A 19,994-nucleotide genomic window follows, 5' to 3' on the forward strand; every position below is an offset into this window, starting at 1 on the left:
GTTAAAATATTCTATTCTTTTTGGGGTTTTTATTTAAAATAAAGTCAATAATATTATGATATTAAAAAAACTAACATTTTTACTAGCGACTCTCTTCATTATTCAAGCATGTTCTAGCGGTAGTTACACCGTAAGATCTGGTGATTCCCTTGGACAGATCGCACGAAACCACAAAATGTCAGTTAGTGAGCTTCAGCGCCTTAATAATATCTCAAACCCCAATATGATTCGTGCAGGACAGGTCCTAAAAGTAAAAGGCAAATCCGGATCATCCGTACGAGATTCAAATGGTAAAAATAGCTCTTCAAATACCGTCACAAAAAGAGACAACAACGTCATTATCCCTAAAGCTCCGGCAGCACCTAAAGATACCGTTTCTACCGGCATCACAGGATGGGTAAAACCGACAAATGGTTCCGTTGTTAAAAGCTATAATCCCAACATTCCCGGCCAAAAAGGCATTCAAATTGCCGGCAATCTTAATCAGCCCATTAACGCCGCTCACGATGGTGAAGTGGTCTTTGCCGGTGCGGGTAACTCTGGATATGGCCAGCTTATTATTATTCGTCATAATGCGAATACTTATACGGCATATGGTTACCTCTCTTCCATTAATATTAAAGAAGGCGCAAGAGTTAAAAAAGGCCAACCTATTGCAGCAATGGGAAATAGCTTTGATGGCAGAACCGTTCTCTATTTTGAGATTCGCACAAAAGGTCAGACTGTGAATCCGATGAATTATATTTAATCCTTTGAAATCTACAACACCTTTCACAAATGTCATTTTGAATCTTCAAAGTAAATATCATCTAAATATCATCAGCATTCATTGCGACGTAAAAAAACCATCTTTAATAGATGGTTTTTTATCATTTCAAGAATCCGATATTAGAAAATATTAAAAAAAGACTAAAAAGAGATATTCAACTTAATAACCAATATTTAAAAAAGCGAATATTTAAAATCTTTAATATTAACCCTCAGTTTTACGAGGCTTACGTCTTCTTCTAGGACGGCGAGGTCTTTGACCTTCTTCATCCTTGCGATTACCGGAAGACTTCTCTTCATGTCGAGAAATTTCCTGATGTGTTTCTCTCTTATTATCTCTTCTTTCTTGACGATTTTCTTGTTGCTGTTGCTCTTCTAAAACAGACTCATAACGAGCAAATTGCGTTTCCCAATATTTCGCTTTTTCAATCACATCCGTATCTTCATTTGCTTCAGCACGAAGTAATAAGAAATCATATGCCGCTTTAAAGCGAGGATGCTCCATTAATCGCTTCGGCGCACGAATCACTTTCGCTTCTAATCTAAACTGGAATACCCACAAATCTTCAATAAACTCTCGTACATAACGAGGAATTACCGTAATTTGATGTTGCACTCTAAAAGCTTCGTCAATCGCGGTTTTTGATGCATCACTATAACGCACACCTTTTGCCACTAACGCTTCAAATTTTTCCACAAATGGTGCCCATAATAGCGAACCATATACAAAATAAGGAGAACTAGTACGTCCATCTTTTGCTCTTGCATCAGAATTTCGCAGAGATCTTAATAAAAGATGCTCCTCAGGAAAATTCTGTTTTTTAAGCGCATCGTACGTTAATGGGAATAGAATCTCAAACAGCTGATATTCCATCATACCGTGATACGATTGCTCGCCATGCCCTGTTAAAAATAGCTTAAGAACTTCATCATACATTCTTGCCGGCGATACGGTTGAAAGCAATTGTCTCTGCTCTGCAATGGGCTTCAATAGAACAGGATCAATGGTAAATCCAAGCTTTGCCTGAAAGCGAATCGCTCTTAAAATTCGAACAGGATCTTCTAAGAAACGCTCTGTCGGATCCCCGATTAAACGTAATTTTTTATCTTTTAAATCCTGATAACCACCACAATAATCAATAATACTTTGATTGCGCACATCATAAAATAGCGCATTCACGGTAAAGTCACGGCGCATTGCATCTTCATCAATGGTACCGTAAATATTATCTCGTGTAATAAAGCCATCTTCATTGGTCTGATAATGCTTTGTTTTATCCCCCGTTTCATTAGATCGAAACGTGGCAACTTCAATAATTTCTCGCCCAAAAACCACATGCACCAATCTAAATCGGCGACCAATGATTCGGCTATTTCTAAATACTTTACGAATCTCACTCGGATGAGCATCCGTGACGATATCAAAATCTTTCGGTGCTAATCCTAACAATAGATCCCGAACACCACCACCGACTAAATAAGCATTAAAGCCTGCGCTATTAAGCTTATTAATAACGGCTAATGAGTTTTTAGAGATCTGACGATTTCTAATAGAATGATCTTTCGCGTGGTAGATTTTAGGATTCATAGAATCTCTACTCCAAAAAGAAAAGCCTTTCGTAAGAAAGGCTTTGATATTTTTTATCATACTCAAAATATCGGTATATATTAACGTTTTGAGAACTGTGTTGCACGACGCGCGCCGCGAAGACCAATCTTCTTACGTTCAACGCTACGTGGGTCACGAGTTACAAATCCTGCTTTACGTAATGGTGCACGATTTGCTTCGTCATATTCGATAAGCGCACGAGTTAAACCGTGGCGAATTGCCCCAGCTTGTCCACTCATACCGCCACTTTTAACAGTTACGATCACGTCAAATTGATCAACTGCTTCAAGTAATTCTAATGGTTGACGAACAATCATACGAGATACTTCACGTGGGAAATACTCATCAATTGATTTATCATTAACGATAATGCTGCCTGTACCTTTACGTAAAAACACGCGTGCTACTGATCTTTTACGTCTTCCAGTACCGTAGTTTTGGTTAGCTGCCATAATAATTCTCTCTTCCTAATTAGATGTCTAAAACTTTTGGTTGCTGCGCTGCATGTGCATGCTCAGGTCCCGCGTATACTTTAAGTTTACGAAGCATATCTCTTCCTAAAGCATTTTTAGGGAGCATTCCTTTTACAGCAAGCTCAATAACGTTTGCAGGTTTAGTTTGCAACATCTTCTCAAGAGTAGTTTCTCTTAAATGACCAACATAACCAGTATGCTTGTAATAGATTTTTTGCTGAAGCTTGTTACCGCTCGTATGAACTTTTTCCGCATTCACAATAACAATGTAATCACCTGTATCAACGTGTGGTGTAAATTCAGGTTTATGTTTTCCACGTAAGCGTCTTGCAACTTCAGTTGCTAAACGACCAAGTGTTTTTCCTTCTGCATCAATCACAAACCATTCACGGGTTACTTCTGCAGGCTTTGCACTAAATGTTTTCATTGAAAACTCCAAAATATAATTTCACTAACAAAAAAACTTAAATCCAATATCTTTATCCACCGGTAACGTGAATACCGGAGAAAGTTTTCACTTTCAAGATGTGGCTTTAAATCAACGTTAGGGGTCGCTGGTAAACGATCTCGGCATTTTACGCAAACTCTGGATAAATATCAAGCTCAATGAGTACTTTGCGTCTCTATTTCTATGGTTTTTTTAAAAGGCAATTTAATAGACTATAGAAATAGGCTATGGATAAGTGATGGTTATTCTCCTATCTGTCACTCTGATCTGCTTTACGCCTCTTTTTCTCTACCCAATATCAAATCTCGCCTCAATAGATTCTTCTATTTCGACCTTCCGTAACCAAGTACTTAAATGATATTCATTTGCAATTAGAATCAAATATCATAAGATAATAAATCATATTTAGATCATCAGATTTTAGCTTCATATGATGAAAATTGTATCCTTCCATATCTCCATTACCCGTATTCATTACATTGATCTTTTAGGAACTTCTCATTTATGCCAATGATTATCCACAGAACGACCGTTCATTTAATGCGTAAAACATTTCTAACACCAAACTATCTGCGCTTAATTTTAAAATGTGAGGATATCGAACCATTTTTAGATGTGCCTTTAGGCGTGAACAACAAAATATTCATTCCGCCTCAAGGTCATACGGATATCGAAATGCCGGTATTTAATGCCGAGACAAAATTATGGGAAATCTCTGATGAAAGTCTTCGCCCTACCACTCGAACCTATACTCATCGTGCAATGAATATCGAGAAAAAAGAGCTAACAGTTGATTTTGCCATGCATGAAGGAGATTCTATCGCTTGTAATTGGGCGAAAACTGCCAATATTGGCGATCAAATTGGGCTTGCGATGAAACTCAAACACCGTAATATATTGCCGGAAAATACCCAAGAGTTTCTCTTTGTCACAGATATGACCGGTATTCCGGCAGTGGCTTCCCTTGCCTCGAAGTTACCTGAAAATAGTAAAGCACATATTATTACTGAGGTTTTAACGCCGGAAGATATTTTAGAAGCCCATTACCATTCTCAAGCAGAGCTTTCTACAGAATGGCTCATTAATCCTACGCCGGAAAAAAGCAGTGAGTTATCCTCTGTTTCTCAAAAGAGATGGCAAACATTAACAGCGCCTCACTTTACTCACATTACCGCCGAATATCATACCGTAAAGTCCCTGAGAGATTTTCTTCGCCACGAACAACAGCAGACGAGCAAAGAATTCTATGCTTGTGCTTATTGGCAAATTGATACACGAGAAGATGCAGAACGTGAAAAGCGCTTAGATTGATATCTCATCTATCCGCAAAATGATCCAAAAAAAATCCAAAACTATCCGAAATAATCCTAATGACTTTCTCCCTTGATCTGTTTTAATAGAGTTATCTAATTTATAAACAAGGAGAAGCGCATTATGAAACCGTCCTTTAAAAAAGAGTTACCGATTATTCTCGCATCATTAGCCATTTCAACAACGGCAATGGCTTCGGATAAGATTTCGGATAAGGATTCACAAAATCAGCCTTCCATTACGGTATATCAAGCGGGATTTGCGCTGATCTCTGAAGCGCGTCATTTTGCGTTAGATAACTCACAGCAACAATTGTTTTTACCAAACGTTGCGCCGGAAACTGTGATGGAATCGTTAATGATCTCCTTCACGCCTGAAAATGCCGGCGATCCGATTCCTTTTGTAACCGAGAAAAAACTCAATCGCAACCTTCTCTCTCCGCAATCGATTGTGCAATATTCTGTGGGCGAAAAAGTCGATGTGATTACGGCAATGAATGGTAAAGAGAAGCAAGAAGAAGCGACGATTCTTTCCAATAACGGCGGATTGCTCTTACAATACAAAGATCGCATTGAGCTGAATCTTCCTGAAAATGCCCGTTTAGCGTTTAAGCAGATTCCTAAGGGCTTAAATAATACACCGGTATTATCGGTGATTTTGAAAAACTTGCCGGAGAAAAATACACAATATCGCACCGATTTAAGCTATATCACACAAGGCATTTCTTGGAATGCGGATTATATTGCAAAGCTCAATGATACTGATAAAACCTTAAAGCTTGAAGGTTGGGCAACGTTGAATAATAACAGCGGGATGGATTATCAAGATTTCCAAATTAACCTCATTGCCGGCGATCTCAATCTTGCAACACCTTCGCCAAGATTTAAATCCAATGTGCAAATGATGCGCGCTGAAGCCTTATCAAGCCAAGCAGATCAAGTGTCGTCTGTACCTTTAGGCGATTATCATCAATATGAAATTGCCGATATTTCTACGCTCAATGATAAAGAACAGACGCAAATATCGCTTTTCCAGAAAGATCAGATTCCTTTTACCAAAAACTACACCTTTAATAGCAATAGCCCAACTCATCGTTTACCACAAACAACCAATTTACAAAATGCTTCGGTATCTATTCATTTTAATAATGATGAATCATCTGCTTTAGGATTCCCTCTTCCTACCGGCGCCATTCGTCTGTACGAACAAAATGCCGGCAAAACAACTTTTATTGGCGGAGATCAGATTCCAGCAACACCAAAAGATCAAAAAGTGGCTCTCAATATCGGCAATGCCTTTGATATTACGCTAAATCGCGAGCAAACTCGTTTCTCAACCATTAATCCTGATGAATGGGAAATCAGCTATAAACTCACGATTAGTAATGCCAAAAATGAAGCGGTAACAACCATTTTAAAAGAAAGCTTCTATCCGAATAGCGATACCAACTGGCAGATCATTAAACAAAGTATTACGCCGGAGATTAACGGCGATACGGCAACATGGTCTGTGAAAGTGCCGGCAAATGGGCAGAAAGTGATTACTTATAGTGTGCGTTATACAATTTTTAATAACGATGATCGAAGCACCCTATTTCAATAATATCGTTAGGAGTTTTTATTTTGGAAACCGATATTTTAAGAAGATTTTAAGAAGCTGAATTTTAGCGATCTATTTTCCAAATCCTATTCCTAATTTCAGATATCAAATATCTGCTGAAACTTTTCATTCGCTATCTAAAAGGCATTCAATATGAAGTTTGAATGCCTTTTAAGTTATGAGTTAAGTCTTGCGAAATCTTCTTCTACACCTAGCAAACGACATATAATCAACACTCAATAATACAAATAGATAATGGTTATTAAAATATATTTGTAAATATCAATATTTCAATATAAATTCATATCAATATCCTTAGCTAATTGCCCTTGCCTACTTGGAATGACAGATGTTTAAGAAAAATCGTTTATTACATCAATTCATCACGGAACTAGATGCTCAAATTGCAGATACGCAATCTCCACAAGAGCTTCTTGAAGTGATTGAAGAGATTCAACAACAAAAAAATAGCCTGAAATTTAGCTTTATCGATCAAGCAATTTCTCTCATCCTTTTATTGGGGATATTTATTGGTAGCCTCTATTTCTTTTATATTACCGATGAAAACTTCCTCTTATTCACAACGGTTGCAAGCCTATTTGCGCTGATTATTCTGGCTTTTAATTTCAAACAGAGAAAAACTTTAGTTTCTAACTTATCAGATCGTCTATTTCGCCAAGATCTACTATTTGACAATCATTTAACACCTCTTAAATCTCATCCAACCTTAACATTACGAGCGCTTCAATCAAGGTTCCATGAATTTTCTTTAGGAAATCACGGGCAAGAAATCAGTGATATTTTTGAAGGAAAGTATATGGAGATTTCTGAACCCTTTATTTTTCATGGCTACCATTTTCGCTATGTCGATGAAACATTTTCCGGTACGAAAAGCCACCAATACCCAAAAAGAACCCAAAACTTACAACCGTTTAAACAATCACATCGTTACGGCATTATCATTCCCTTTGAAGCGCCGGCAGAACTCGTAATTACAGAACTCCCGCTTCCTCTTCAACTCCGTCAAAGCCAATATAAAGATCCCAATTTACCGAAAGCGTTTAGAAGAAAATATAGAATCCATACGACCAATTCTCAATTTGCAGAGCACTTTTTGAATCCTTTAGTATTGCCGTTAATTAAATCGCTATCTCATGAGTTTACCGACATTTCCATAGAAATTCGCAATCGAACGGAGCTTCTTTTCTCCTTCTCAAACCCTGATCTTCTCAAGTGTGAACGCCGGCATTCGCTTCATAATATCGATGCATTTTCTGTTGAAATTAGAGGCGTTACTAAAGCCAAAAAACTCGATCTAGCACTTTCAACGCTATATAGAATTAGCAAATACGTTCAGTAATGTAGATAACAATATGGGTGCAAGACAGAGAACCATACAAATCTTTTTATCAAAATCCCCTTCAAAAATTTGACGAATTTTTTCAAATATTTCCTCAATCTTACTGCAATCACTATTGCCATCTTTCCGCTTATTCGGCACTATCAAACAATCATTTACTATATTTATAAAGTTTGAAAGCCACTCAAAAGCGATCAATCAAGGGGGAATACCATGAATCTACAACAACTTGCTACGCTCAGTGAAAAGTTTACGAAAACAGAAAAAATGCCAGTGCTATTTCTCGGTCACGGAAGCCCGATGAATGCTATTACTTCCAATCAATTTACGGAAAGTTGGAATCAGCTCGGAAAAACGCTTCCAAAACCGCAAGCCATTCTCTCGATTTCCGCCCATTGGGAAACACAAGGTTCTTTCGTGACAGCAATGGAAAATCCTCGTACCATTCATGATTTCTATAATTTTCCACAAGCGCTCTACGATATGGAATATCCAGCGCCGGGAAATCCGGAATTAGCGCATTCACTGCAACTGTTAGAGCAACATATCGAGCTCGATCATCAATGGGGATTAGATCACGGCACTTGGGCTGTGATTTGCCATATCTATCCTGATGCCAATATTCCCACATTACAATTGAGCCTTGATCAATCCCTTTCGCCACAAGCGCATTATGATTTGGCAAAGCTTCTCACAAAGCTTCGTCATCGTGGCGTTCTCATTATCGGGAGCGGAAATATCGTCCATAATCTTCGCCGATTGGATTTCCAAAATCCCGAAGGCGGTTATGAATGGGCAGAAGAAGCGAGAGAATCTATGACCAACATGATTCGCCATCATGAACATCAAAAACTCATCCATTTTGCGGATCAAGGAAAAGCCTTTAAACTCGCCATTCCCACAGATGAGCACTATTTACCGCTTCTCTATATTTTAGGATTACAAGATTCCGAAGATGAACTACTGATCTGCAATGATCAATCCGTTATGGGATCGCTTGCCATGACTTCCCTGCTTTATGCATAATCTCAAACAAATCAATATCATTGCAATATTAATTACTAGCTTATATAAAATACCTTATTAGCTAGTTTCTGTTATGTTTCGATTTGACAGTCCGAGAGTATTTTCGAATTTTAGGTACGAAGAATGAAAAAGTTCAGATTTCTATTATTATGCCCAATTTTATTATTTGGGTTTGTTTCTGCGGGTGTTATAAGCAATCAAGACGGAAGTGATGCGGTGTATGAGGTTAATTATCGATATGAGAGAATGTACTGTAATTTTTTAATTAACAACATATCTCTTCATACATCTGTCGGTAAAAATCTAACAGTTCAATGGAGTTTTATGGATCGAATAGGCATTCTTTTAAAGGAAGGTATCAATACCATAGGGATAGAAGGAATTGATTTAACTGTTGCTGATAATAGTTCATTTTGTGAGATGAGTATTTGGGTACATATTTATAATCCTGTGAACGATACTTTCGAAAGCAAGGAAATCACTTCGTTAAGACTAACTTATGATGAAAATGGCTTATTTACAGTAGAAGAAAATAAGTCTTATGATAAACAGAGCTTAATATCAACACCTAACTTAGAAAAGTTGGATTATGCGTTTTACCATAAAAGTAATAAAGATTTACAGCATAACGTTATTGCTACGAAAAATCTTGAAATAAATCATCCATTTAGGACTCATGTATGGAAGTATAAATCAGAGCCATTTGTCGATACTTTAGAAAATAGAAAAAAATTATGGGAAAAGTACGAAACGATAGTTGCGGCTTTAAAAAGCAAAAAACAACAAAATATTATTAATGAATTGCAACCAGGTATGGCTGAAACGGAAAATTATCAAGGGGATCCTCAAAAACGTAGTTGGGAAAAGAGTAAAATTGGATACTATATAAATATGTGGAATTCTGACGACTACAATGTTCAATTAGCTCCTCAAGAGGATATGAAATTGATATTAAGCCCAGATGGAGACTTATTTAGATTTGAGATGAAAGAAACAGCTAGTTCAATAAATTCCCCTATAGTAGTTACTGCTTTTGGAAAGAAACTGACAATAAATCCCACATTCACATTTGTTGATGGGAAAGTAATTGTTGCTTATTAGATTGTTAACAAATAAGAAAAGCTAATTCATGGCGAAAATAAAGTCTGCTCTTTAGCCAATCATTCGCCCGCAGTATTTATTTTTTAGATTTTCAAGCAGAAATGATGATCCTAGCTCAAGCATGGTTGCTATTTTAACTATGCCTACTATGAAATCCAGGAATTGGCTTCGAAAGAAAACTTCTTAACTCTTTTAAAACACACTAAATACCATATAATTATTATTTCAAAGAGTTAATTAATAATACATATCGATCTCATATTAGCGGATGTTCTTAGAAAAGAAGATGAGTTAAAAATATAATGAATATTAAGAATATTGGTGTCTTTACGGCATCTATAATAAGTATACTTTTTTTAGGATTTACTGAAGTAAAGGAAGAGAATCTTACACAGCAGGAACTTAACAATCCTAGAACTATTTATTGGATGCAATTTAATAGTAATAATATGCACTGTCAGTTTTTAGTGAATGATCAATCAATGCACTCAACCATTATTAATGGGGCTAGGGAGTTGTATTCAATAGGATTTGATATTGAAGGTCGATTTGAGAGAGGGATTAATAGTCTCAAATTGCAAGGCATAGAGATGCCGAAAGAAGATCAAAATCTGAATACAGGTAAACCTTACTGTAAGGTGTCATTAATAACTTTTGTTACTGATCCTGCTACAGGAGAAGAACAGAGTAAAGAAGTTTCTAACTTGCGATTAACTTTTGATAAAGATGGAAATTTTACAAGTGAAGAGAGTACCGTTTACTCTGATGAAAATGTGACATCTGAGCCTGTTTTAACAATATTAGATCGTAAACAATTTGATAATACTAAAAATAATAATGTGATGTTAGAAGGCGAGCTTGTCATTAATCACGCCTTTCCCCCTTATCGGTGGATGACAGAATCAACGCCATTTACAGATACTCCGGAAAACAGAGAGTTATTATGGCAAGAATATGACAAATATCGAAAGCTTATAGAAGCTGGAGATATGGAAGGATTAAAAAGGTTATTTAAGCCGGCGCTTGATGTTACCCAGATAATCCACCCTAATCTTGATATTGATATTGATATTGATATTGATATTGATATTGATAACTATTTTGAAACAATCTCTGATCAGTTAAAACTAAACCTTTTTAATAGAAAAAGAGATGTAACAAAGTTAATTAACTTTAATAAAGAAGATTATCAGCTAGAAATTTATAGCGAAGGAAAGTTATTTAGGTTTGTTGATAAAAAAATGAAAGAAGAGGAGTTAATACAATTCAGTCCTATAATATGGAGTGATGGTGTTATTCGGCAATGGTTCAATCCTGTATTTACACTAGTAAATGGGAAAATAGAACTAGCCTTTATTTAGTATCATTTACAATTTTCCAATTAGCGCTATCAGTTTATTTTCAATATTTTAAATATCTTCATTTCTATAGCTTATTTACGCACCATTCTCAAACCTCTTTCAGAAGAATAAAAGGCTCCAAAATTGGAGCCTTTTTCATATTTATGCTTTTATTAGCAAAAGATCTTTCTCCTTGAAGCCAAAATCTTGGCTTAAAAACCTTCCAAAAAATTAATTATTGTCGTTATTTTTAAAAATAACGTCATTTCAAAATCATTGAAATTGGCGGTTTGACGCTATTTTTACTAAAAATCAATCCCTCAATAGCTTTATTTATTGTTTGACAATAGATTCCTTATGCGAATATTATCCAAATAAGAATTAATTGCATTTGCATCAAATAACCAAATTCATTTGAGAGTATTTCCATTATGTTGAAACGTTCACTGCTATCTGTTTGTGTCACTGCTATTCTTGGCGCTTCCTTCTCTTTCGCGCAAACTCCGGAATGGGTTATTGAAAACACGGAAAATGCCGAAGACATTATCACGCCGAAAATTTCCGTGAATCTTGGGAAGGTTGTGGTAACCGGTGCGCTAAAAGAGGAGCTTTCTATTGCAGAAAGTGGTGCAACCATTGCACACTTTGGCACACAAGATATTGATCGTTTGAATGCCACATCCCTTGCCGATCTTTTCATGTTTGAACCCGGCGTAACCGTCGATCAGAGTTCATCCGGCGGATTAAATGATATTCGTATTCGCGGAATGGGAAGCGACAGAGTACTGATTTCTATTGATGGCGCGCCATTACCGGCAACGTACAGTTTCGGAAGCTACCTTGCGACTAATCGTAACTATTTCGATATGGATGCGATGAAAAGTGTCGATATTATCAAAGGTCCGATGTCCACGTTATACGGCGGAAGCGCACTTGCCGGCGGGATATTTATGCAAACGAAAGATCCTAGCGATTTTATTCGAGATGGCAAAACCATTGGTGGCGAGCTCAAAACAGGCTACCGTACCGCTTCACGTGAAACCCTTCTTTCCGGAACCATTGCCGGAAAATTAAACGATAAGCTCTCGGCATTTGCCCGATTAACGTATACCAATCCTCACGAAAGAGAGAACTTTCACGGCAGAGCTTCGAAAGAATCACTATTAGGAGAAAATCGTCAAAACCCTAATAAAGCTAAAAACGATACTTACAATGCGATGACTAAATGGGTGTTTGAGCCAAATAATGATCACCGTTTTAGTCTCACTTATGAGAACTTCAAAGAAACTTCCCACATTGAACCGCTTGCGAATCTCGATACGCCTTCTGCGTTTGGCACCACATTTGTAAGCCAACATATTAAAGAAGTGAATAAACGCCAACAGCTCACTCTTCGCCATGATTTTGAGCAAGAAACCGCCCTTTTCGATCGTGGATTTTGGCAACTTTACTATCAAGATAGTAAAGCGAAACAATGGGTCAATGAAACTCGTAAAGATCGATTGAATAACCTTTCTGAGCGTTACCGTTACAGTAATTTCAATAACAAAAGTTACGGTTTTAATGCGGAATTTACCAAAGGCATTGACCAAAATGAACTCCTCTTCCATAACCTTACTTACGGACTTAATTATCGTGGCAGTAAAGTCACTACATTCCGTGATGGCGATACCATTTCCCTTGATACCGGCAACTCTATTGAAACAGAAACCTTTCCCAATAAGAGTTTCCCAGATTCTAAAATCCGAGAAATCGGGCTCTTCTTACAAGATCGCATGAGTCTGTTTGATGGCCAATTTGAAGTGATTGCCGGCATTCGTTACGATCATTATCGTCTTAAACCAAAATCAGGTTCGGCATTTGAAACCGCTAATCCCGGCACCTTAGCACCGGCTTCTGTGAGCAAAGGTCATTTCTCGAAACGCCTTGCCCTTCTTTGGCATCCAACGGATGAAAATAGCTTCTTTGTGAACTATTCTGAAGGCTTCAGAGCGCCTACTTTTAGTGCCGTAAACGTTGGATTTAGTAATCCGGCACATGGTTATACAAGTAGATCAAACCCAAATCTTCAGCCTGAAACGAGTAAATCTTTAGAGCTTGGTTGGAACTATATTGATGATCAGAAATCCTTTGCCGTGACGGGTTTTTATACCAAATATAATAATTTTATCGAAGAGCTCAATTATGTCGGCCGAGATCCTAATAGTGGCTATATGATCTATCAGGCGATTAACCTTGATAAGAGCCATATTTACGGCATTGAAGCGAAAGCACAAATGAATCTTTTCACCATTCAAAATGGTAACGGCAATATCGGCATTAATGCGAGCCTTGCTTATGCCAAAGGTCGAGAAAATCGCACGAAAAACCCGATTAATAGCGTCGAGCCTTTAACGGCAGTATTCGGTGTAGATTATAGCTATTTAGATAATTTCTACTTGAGCGCACGCATTAAAGCGGTTCAAGCGAAAAAAGAGAAAGACATCTACAACAGCCCAAGTGAACGATCTCCGCTCAACCGCTCTGCAGGATATGCAACGGTGGATCTGATTACAGAATATAAACCTGAGAAAAATATCACGATCAATGCCGGTCTTTATAATATTTTCGATAAGGAATATATCACTTGGAGTAATCGCATGATGCAAGATTCCGCAAGCGATATTCGCCGAGCTTCCAATCCTGGGTTTAATGCCGCGATCTCTGTGAAGTATGAGTTTTAAGAGAAGGTCATAAGCTCCCTGACCGTTAATTCTCTGGCTTCCCACCTATTTCATTCCTTATTTAACTGCTCTTTATTAAGATTTTTCAAAGGTCGATCTGCCATGATCCATACTCAAATGACTAAAAAAACCACCAAGAAAATACCAACTTTTCCAAAAATGCCGGCATTCTCTCTATGTCCTCCTTCCTTTTCAAATAACGCTTTGTTGATCAATTCGCTGATGATCTCTTCGCTCTTTATTTCTTCGGCATTTCTACAAAATGCCGGCGCCTCTGAAATCAATCGGGAAATCAATCATGAAGCGAATACTTCCTCATCCCTTCGAATTGTTTCAGCATCTAATCCGTTAACCCAGATTATTGCGGCATTAGATCAAGAACAGACATTAGTAGGAATGGATCGGACAAGCCACACAAAACCGGAATATGATCACATTCCCGATGTGGGATATCGCATTCAGCTTTCAACAGAAGGCATTCTCTCGTTAAAGCCTAATCTCATTCTGCTCTCCCACGATTCAGGGCCGAAAGCGACGGTTGATCAGCTCATGGAATCTGCTAATCAATCGAATCTTGAAGTGATTCAATTTCCTGAGCTTGAATCAGCTACTTCTATTCAAAATGCCGTAAACATCATCGCCGAAAAACTGCATTTATCGCAAATGGGAGAAAATCTCAATGAAACCATTTCCAAAGATGCGAAAACCTTGAAAGAACTGAATCAACAACATTCAAATCTCAATGGATTCTTTGTATTACAAGGTGGAAACGGGCATGGTTCTCCGCAAATTTCCGGCAGAGATACCACCGCAGATAAAGTATTGGAACTGCTGAATATTCAAAATCTCTTTGCCGAAGATTATGCCAATTATCGCGCCGTTTCTATTGAAAATCAGATGCAAAAACGCCCTGATATCGTGTTATTAGGTCATACAGGACAATTCAAAAAAGATGCCAATGGCAATGCTTTACCGGCATTTCAAAGAAATATCGCCGGCATGAAAGATTGGCCAACGGCACTGCAACCAAAATGTGTATTTGATGTGGATATTAGCCATTATCTTGTCTACGGCATTCATATTTATCAAGACAATATTCAGCTGTTACAAGCGATTCACCAATGTTTAGCGGAGCAGAAATAATGGGTAACCATATCTTTGAACAGTATCAAAAAGAGATCATCAGCTTTATGCTTGCCGGTCTTGCCATTATTTTTATCGGCGCAGTTTGGCAAGGCGCGATGGAGATTAATTGGAGCAATGCTTTCCAAAAAGAGAGCGTGGAGCATTACATTATCTGGCAAGTGCGCTTACCGAGAATTTTAGCAGCGCTTCTCATCGGCGGCGGACTTGCGATCTCCGGCGCTGTGATGCAAGGTCTGTTTCGTAATCCTCTTGTGGAACCTGGAATCATCGGCGTTTCCGGTGGAGCGGCGCTCTTTGCTGCCGGCACAATTGTTCTTGGACAAAAGCTGATGCCGGCAATATTTGAAATCTTAGGCGATTATGCGCTTCCCGTTGCCGCATGTTTGGGCGGCTGGCTTGTAACATCCGTTCTCTACCTTTTTTCTCGCAACAAAAAAGGCATTAGCATTAGTTCCATGCTCTTAATCGGCATTGCCATTAATGCATTTACCGGCGCATTAATCGGTTTATTGACCTTTATTGCAAGCGAAACCGAATTGCGTTCACTGACGTTTTGGTCAATGGGCAGTTTAAGCAGTTTTAACTATCAAAAAATCCTCATTCTAGTCTTTGCGCAAATCATCTTCGTGCCACTTTTATGGCGAAAAGCAAAAGCGATGAACGCCATGTTACTCGGCGAACGAGAAGCGAAACATCTCGGCATTCATGTGGAACGTTTAAAGAAAGAACAAATTTGGGGCGTTGCCATTATTACCGGAACAGCTGTTGCCTTTGCCGGCGCTATTGGTTTTATCGGCTTATTAATTCCCCATTTGGTACGCATGTTATTTGGCGCAGATCATCGCTTTGTGCTTCCTCTCTCTTATCTTTTGGGCGGGATTTTACTCATCGTTTCCGATAGTTTTTCCAGAACAATCGCGGCGCCGAGCGAAGTACCGATCGGCATTTTAACGGCATTATTAGGCGCACCATTTTTAGGATATTTAGTCTATAAGCAAGGAAGATCATAATGTTCACAATTCAACATCTTTCCCTAAAAATTCAGCATAAAACCCTTGTTGAAATCCCAAATCTGACAATACAATCTGGGAAGTTCACAGCCCTCATTGGCCCAAACGGCGCCGGAAAAACCACGTTTTTAAACCTCCTTGCCGGCGATTTAACTCCAACAAATGGCACGATTGAGCTGGATGGTAAATCCTTAACGAATTACTCGATTGAAGAATTAGCCATAAAGCGTTCCGTCTTACCGCAATCGGAACATATTCCTTTTGCTATTAAATCTAGAGCAATTTTGCTCATGGGCGTGATGCCGCATCACGTGCATTTTAATCACCCAAAAGTTTTAGAATTATTAGCGCACATCAGTGAAATATTGGAACTCAACTCGCTGTTAGATGTGCCGTATCAAATTCTTTCCGGCGGAGAGCAACATCGAGTACAAATTGGCAGAGTATTAATGCAAACGCTCTTCTCCTTAGAAGAAAGCTCGGCGCTGACCCACAAGGTGATGTTGCTCGATGAGCCTTTTAACCATTTAGATCTCTATCATCAACAACAACTTCTTCGCTACTTCAAATCCCTGACAAAGCAAGGCTTAACCATTATCTGCGTGATGCACGATCTCAATCATGCCCTTCAAATCGCAGATCAGATCGTGCTTCTCAAACAAGGAATTTTACAAGGCACTTACGCGCCACAGGAATTATGGGATTCACAAATCCTTCAAGAGGTTTTCAAGGTGGATTTTATGAAGCTTCAACACCTCGAAAACCCTAATATGTCTGCACTCGCTTTTCAGATTTGAGGATTTATTCAATTCATCAAAATACCGATCATCTTGTCGTTTTAAAAATTTCAAAAGGATTCCTTTAAGTATTTTTTAAAGATTCTTCTTGAGAATGTCTCTCCGGAATTTCTCTTGAAGATTTCTCTTGAAGATTGCGCTTAAAAGTTGAACTTGAAGATCGCACTTGCTGGCGCGGGATCTTAATAAGCATGCACACATTCGAACCAGCCATGCTTCAGCTGATTTTTTTCAATAGGATTCACTAAACAGACTCAAATTCAGATTCGGATTCAAGATTCAAAAAACGTAACACAACTCTCGGAAAATAGAAGTTTTCAAAAAACTTTTAACAGCCTAAACTCATCAAACACAATGGAGAATAATCATGTCAAACATCACTACAAAAAATAATTTAACGCAAAACTACACCAAACAACAAGCGGCAGATGATTCAAGCATTCGCTTACTCAGCACCTTTAACGGCGTTCTTGCAACGGTCATGCGAGATACTTTGGAATTAGATGGTTACCCTTTTGGCTCTGCTGTGCCTTTTTGCTTAAGCCGAAACAATGAAATCATCATCCTGATTAGCGATCTTGCGCAGCATACTAAAAACATCAAAGAAAATTCTAAAGTATCGATTACGCTTCATAATGATGATCAAGATAATATCCAAAAGGGTTGGCGTTTAACCATTGCCGGCGATGCGGTACTTGCCGGCAAAGACGAAATTGCAGATTTAGCAGAGCGTTATGAGCGTTACTATCCTGAAAGCCGTAAATATCATCAAGTTCATGATTTTAACTTCTATGTGATTAAGCCGAAAAAAGGCCGTTACATTAATGGTTTTGGGCAGATTCATTGGGTAGATTGCAAAAATATGATGAAGCCAACTATTTTCGATGCCAAAACTGAAGCCGATATGATCACGCACATGAATGAAGATCATCACGATTCCTTACTACTCTTCCTTGAATCTCACGAAGTTAGTATCAAAGTAACAAAACCAGAATTAGTGCGCATGACGCAAGTCGATCAATATGGCTTTGCCATCGCTCACGATGAAACGATTCTCCGTTTCACTTTTAATCAAGAAGCAAAAAATGCCAATGATATTCGTTTATTCTTAGTCGATATGGTACAAAAAGCCCGCGCAGCTTAATTTCCACTGTTTTCAGGGCGCAAAAAAGCCAAGAATCTCCTTCCAAAATTGTGGGATTCTTGGCTTTTTTATTCAATAATTTAATACAATCTATTTTAAAAAGTCGCCATCACGATTTCGCCATCAATAAAGGTAAAGAGCGGATTATAGATGAGTGATTCCTTATTAAATGGGTTATACCATTGCAAAGGAGAGGCAATTAAATATCCTTTTTGGTTCAATCGGAACAGCTTTCCTTCGGCATAAATTTCAAGATTGTAATCTTCATAAGGAATATATTCATCACGGTAATATTCGGTATCGATTTCAAAAAAATCTTGGATTACGTCTTTAAACGTCGTTTCAAAATGGGCTTCCACATCTCTCCCAAAGATCCGTGCCATATCCGTCACGCCAGGTTCTGCCAGTTGGCGAAGTGCTTGCTTATCTTGCGCTTGAATGATCTGCTTAATTTCTTGATATTTATTCCACAGTTTTCGTTTATTTGCTTCCGTATTTTCAAAAGGCGTTGCTCGCTGCGACCAGCTCATAGGCGTTTCATGATGAACCATTAAGGTTTGATTTGAACGAATGCGTTGTACCGGCTCATTATTAGCATCGTAACTATAGGGGCGTTCCATAACTTCAATCCCATTGGGGGAAATTTGTGGATCTAGCTCGGTATTGGATTCCGAAGTGGAGAGATGATACGGGAAAATAGAATCAGATCCTTCCGGTCTTGGCACATAAGTATGACGCATATGGCTTACCACCTTGCTCTCTACCTCTCCCAATTCATTCGCCGCCATCGCAATAATTTCTACCTCGCAATAACCATTTTCAATCTCACTTTTAGAAATATATTCAGCATTATTTGAAAGTCTTACAGAAACAGTATTTTCCCCCTGCTGTAAATATTCCGTTACGCCATGCCCAAGGCTTACCAAGCGTGGGATTTCTGGGCTGTGTTGTGCCGGGCTATAAATATAGACATCATTAATAGTTAATAAACAGCGCATACCATTTGCTTTAAACTTCATATAGTAAGTGACGGGATTTGCCATGGAAAGACTGATAAACCCCAATAGCACCATCAACACTAATCCACACTGTTTCCATTTTTTCATAATGATTGTATCCTTCTCTTTTAAAAAGTCGCCATCACGATTTCGCCATCAATAAAGGTAAAGAGCGGATTATAGATGAGTGATTCCTGATTAAAGGGGTTATACCATCTTAAGGGCGAAGAGATTAAAAACCCTTTTCGGTTCAATCGGAACAGCTTTCCTTCGGCATAAATTTCAAGTTCATAATCCTCATAAGGAATATATTCATCACGGTAATACTCGGTATCGATTTCAAAAAAATCTTGAATCACCTCTTTAAACGTCGTTTCAAAATGGGCTTCCACATCTCTCCCAAAGATCCGTGCCATATCTGTTGCGCCAGGTTCAGCGAGTTGGCGAAGTGCCCGTTTATCTTGCGTTTGAATGATCTGCTTAATTTCTTGATATTTATTCCACAATTTCCGTTTATTTGCCTCCGTATCTTCAAAAGGCGTTGCTCGCTGCGACCAGCTCATAGGCGTTTCATGATGAACTATTAAGGTTTGATTTGAACGAATGCTTTGTACTGGCTCATTATTGGCATCATAATTATGAGGTCGTTCTATGCTCTCAATCCCATTGGGAGAAATTAGTGGATCTAGCTCAGTATTGGATTCCGAAGTGGAGAGATGATATGGGAAGATAGAATCAGATCCTTCTGGTCTTGGCACATAAGTATGACGCATATGGCTGACGACCTTGCTCTCTACCTCTCCCAATTCATTCGCTGCCATCGCAATAATTTCTACCTCGCAATAACCATTTTCAATCTCACTTTTAGGAATATATTCGGCATTATTTGAAAGTATTACAGAAACAGTATTTTCTCCCTGCTGTAAATATTCCGTTACGCCATGCCCAAGACTGACTAAGCGAGGAATTTTTGGACTGTGTTGTACCGGGCTATAAATATAGACATCATTAATAGTTAATAAACAGCGCATACCATTTGCTTTAAACTTCATATAGTAAGTGACGGGATTTGCCATGGAAAGACTGATAAACCCCAATAGCACCATCAACACTAATCCACACTGTTTCCATATTTTCATAA

Annotated in this window: 17 protein-coding genes; 12 read left to right on the plus strand and 5 right to left on the minus strand. The window is 38.3% G+C overall.

The features are described from left to right. The first annotated feature begins 55 nt into the window (after positions 1-55). Positions 56-748 carry a peptidoglycan DD-metalloendopeptidase family protein gene (locus ACYSN2_RS06190; protein ID WP_461749382.1) on the plus strand — a complete coding sequence of 231 codons (693 nt, stop codon included), beginning with the start codon at positions 56-58 and terminating at the stop codon, positions 746-748. Between the two features lie 225 nt (positions 749-973). On the opposite strand, the gene pcnB is transcribed toward ACYSN2_RS06190, so the two are convergent. From pcnB to rplM, 3 genes are all read right to left on the minus strand, one after another. After that, positions 974-2,356 (minus strand): polynucleotide adenylyltransferase PcnB, encoded by a 1,383-nt coding sequence (pcnB, locus tag ACYSN2_RS06195; protein ID WP_461749383.1) that lies wholly within the window; start codon positions 2,354-2,356, stop codon positions 974-976. An 80-nt stretch (positions 2,357-2,436) separates the two neighbouring features. Beyond that, positions 2,437-2,829, minus strand: a complete 393-nt coding sequence (gene rpsI / locus ACYSN2_RS06200; protein WP_461749384.1) for a 30S ribosomal protein S9 — start codon at positions 2,827-2,829, stop codon at positions 2,437-2,439. A 19-nt stretch (positions 2,830-2,848) separates the two neighbouring features. Next, positions 2,849-3,277, minus strand: a complete 429-nt coding sequence (gene rplM / locus ACYSN2_RS06205) for a 50S ribosomal protein L13 (protein ID WP_461749385.1) — start codon at positions 3,275-3,277, stop codon at positions 2,849-2,851. Between the two features lie 525 nt (positions 3,278-3,802). Between rplM and ACYSN2_RS06210 the strand changes: the two genes are divergently transcribed. The 11 genes from ACYSN2_RS06210 (at position 3,803) to ACYSN2_RS06260 (ending at position 17,855) form a co-directional block, all read left to right on the plus strand. Then, positions 3,803-4,609, plus strand: a complete 807-nt coding sequence (locus tag ACYSN2_RS06210) for a siderophore-interacting protein (protein WP_461749386.1) — start codon at positions 3,803-3,805, stop codon at positions 4,607-4,609. Between the two features lie 123 nt (positions 4,610-4,732). Further along, the gene (locus ACYSN2_RS06215; protein ID WP_461749387.1) at positions 4,733-6,211 is read left to right on the plus strand and encodes a DUF4139 domain-containing protein; all 1,479 of its coding nucleotides are present in this window, start codon (positions 4,733-4,735) and stop codon (positions 6,209-6,211) included. Positions 6,212-6,557: 346 nt separating this feature from the next. Continuing rightward, positions 6,558-7,568 (plus strand): hypothetical protein, encoded by a 1,011-nt coding sequence (locus ACYSN2_RS06220; protein ID WP_461749388.1) that lies wholly within the window; start codon positions 6,558-6,560, stop codon positions 7,566-7,568. A gap of 213 nt (positions 7,569-7,781) precedes the next feature. Further along, positions 7,782-8,594, plus strand: coding sequence for a 4,5-DOPA-extradiol-dioxygenase (gene ygiD / locus ACYSN2_RS06225; RefSeq protein ID WP_461749389.1), 813 nt, complete (start codon positions 7,782-7,784; stop codon positions 8,592-8,594). Between the two features lie 123 nt (positions 8,595-8,717). Beyond that, on the plus strand, positions 8,718-9,695 hold the full coding sequence (locus ACYSN2_RS06230) for a hypothetical protein (protein WP_461749390.1): 978 nt from the start codon (positions 8,718-8,720) through the stop codon (positions 9,693-9,695). A gap of 302 nt (positions 9,696-9,997) precedes the next feature. Further along, complete coding sequence (locus tag ACYSN2_RS06235) at positions 9,998-11,056, plus strand: hypothetical protein (protein WP_461749391.1); 1,059 nt, start codon at positions 9,998-10,000, stop codon at positions 11,054-11,056. Positions 11,057-11,466: 410 nt separating this feature from the next. After that, positions 11,467-13,758 (plus strand): TonB-dependent hemoglobin/transferrin/lactoferrin family receptor, encoded by a 2,292-nt coding sequence (locus ACYSN2_RS06240; RefSeq protein WP_461749392.1) that lies wholly within the window; start codon positions 11,467-11,469, stop codon positions 13,756-13,758. Between the two features lie 102 nt (positions 13,759-13,860). Continuing rightward, positions 13,861-14,901 carry a heme/hemin ABC transporter substrate-binding protein gene (locus tag ACYSN2_RS06245; protein ID WP_461749393.1) on the plus strand — a complete coding sequence of 347 codons (1,041 nt, stop codon included), beginning with the start codon at positions 13,861-13,863 and terminating at the stop codon, positions 14,899-14,901. Then, positions 14,901-15,914, plus strand: a complete 1,014-nt coding sequence (locus ACYSN2_RS06250) for a FecCD family ABC transporter permease (RefSeq protein WP_461749394.1) — start codon at positions 14,901-14,903, stop codon at positions 15,912-15,914. The genes ACYSN2_RS06245 and ACYSN2_RS06250 overlap by 1 nt, the downstream gene beginning before the upstream one ends. Beyond that, positions 15,914-16,711 (plus strand): ATP-binding cassette domain-containing protein, encoded by a 798-nt coding sequence (locus ACYSN2_RS06255; RefSeq protein ID WP_461749395.1) that lies wholly within the window; start codon positions 15,914-15,916, stop codon positions 16,709-16,711. The genes ACYSN2_RS06250 and ACYSN2_RS06255 overlap by 1 nt, the downstream gene beginning before the upstream one ends. Positions 16,712-17,078: 367 nt before the next feature. After that, positions 17,079-17,855, plus strand: a complete 777-nt coding sequence (locus tag ACYSN2_RS06260; RefSeq protein ID WP_461749396.1) for a HugZ family pyridoxamine 5'-phosphate oxidase — start codon at positions 17,079-17,081, stop codon at positions 17,853-17,855. A 95-nt stretch (positions 17,856-17,950) separates the two neighbouring features. Here the strand turns inward: ACYSN2_RS06260 and ACYSN2_RS06265 are convergent, their stop codons facing one another. Together ACYSN2_RS06265 and ACYSN2_RS06270 are read right to left on the minus strand one after the other, a co-directional pair. Further along, the gene (locus tag ACYSN2_RS06265; protein ID WP_461749397.1) at positions 17,951-18,961 is read right to left on the minus strand and encodes a hypothetical protein; all 1,011 of its coding nucleotides are present in this window, start codon (positions 18,959-18,961) and stop codon (positions 17,951-17,953) included. A gap of 20 nt (positions 18,962-18,981) precedes the next feature. Continuing rightward, positions 18,982-19,992, minus strand: coding sequence for a hypothetical protein (locus ACYSN2_RS06270; RefSeq protein ID WP_461749398.1), 1,011 nt, complete (start codon positions 19,990-19,992; stop codon positions 18,982-18,984). Positions 19,993-19,994: the final 2 nt, after the last annotated feature.

The organism is Ignatzschineria sp. LJL83 (assembly GCF_054871845.1).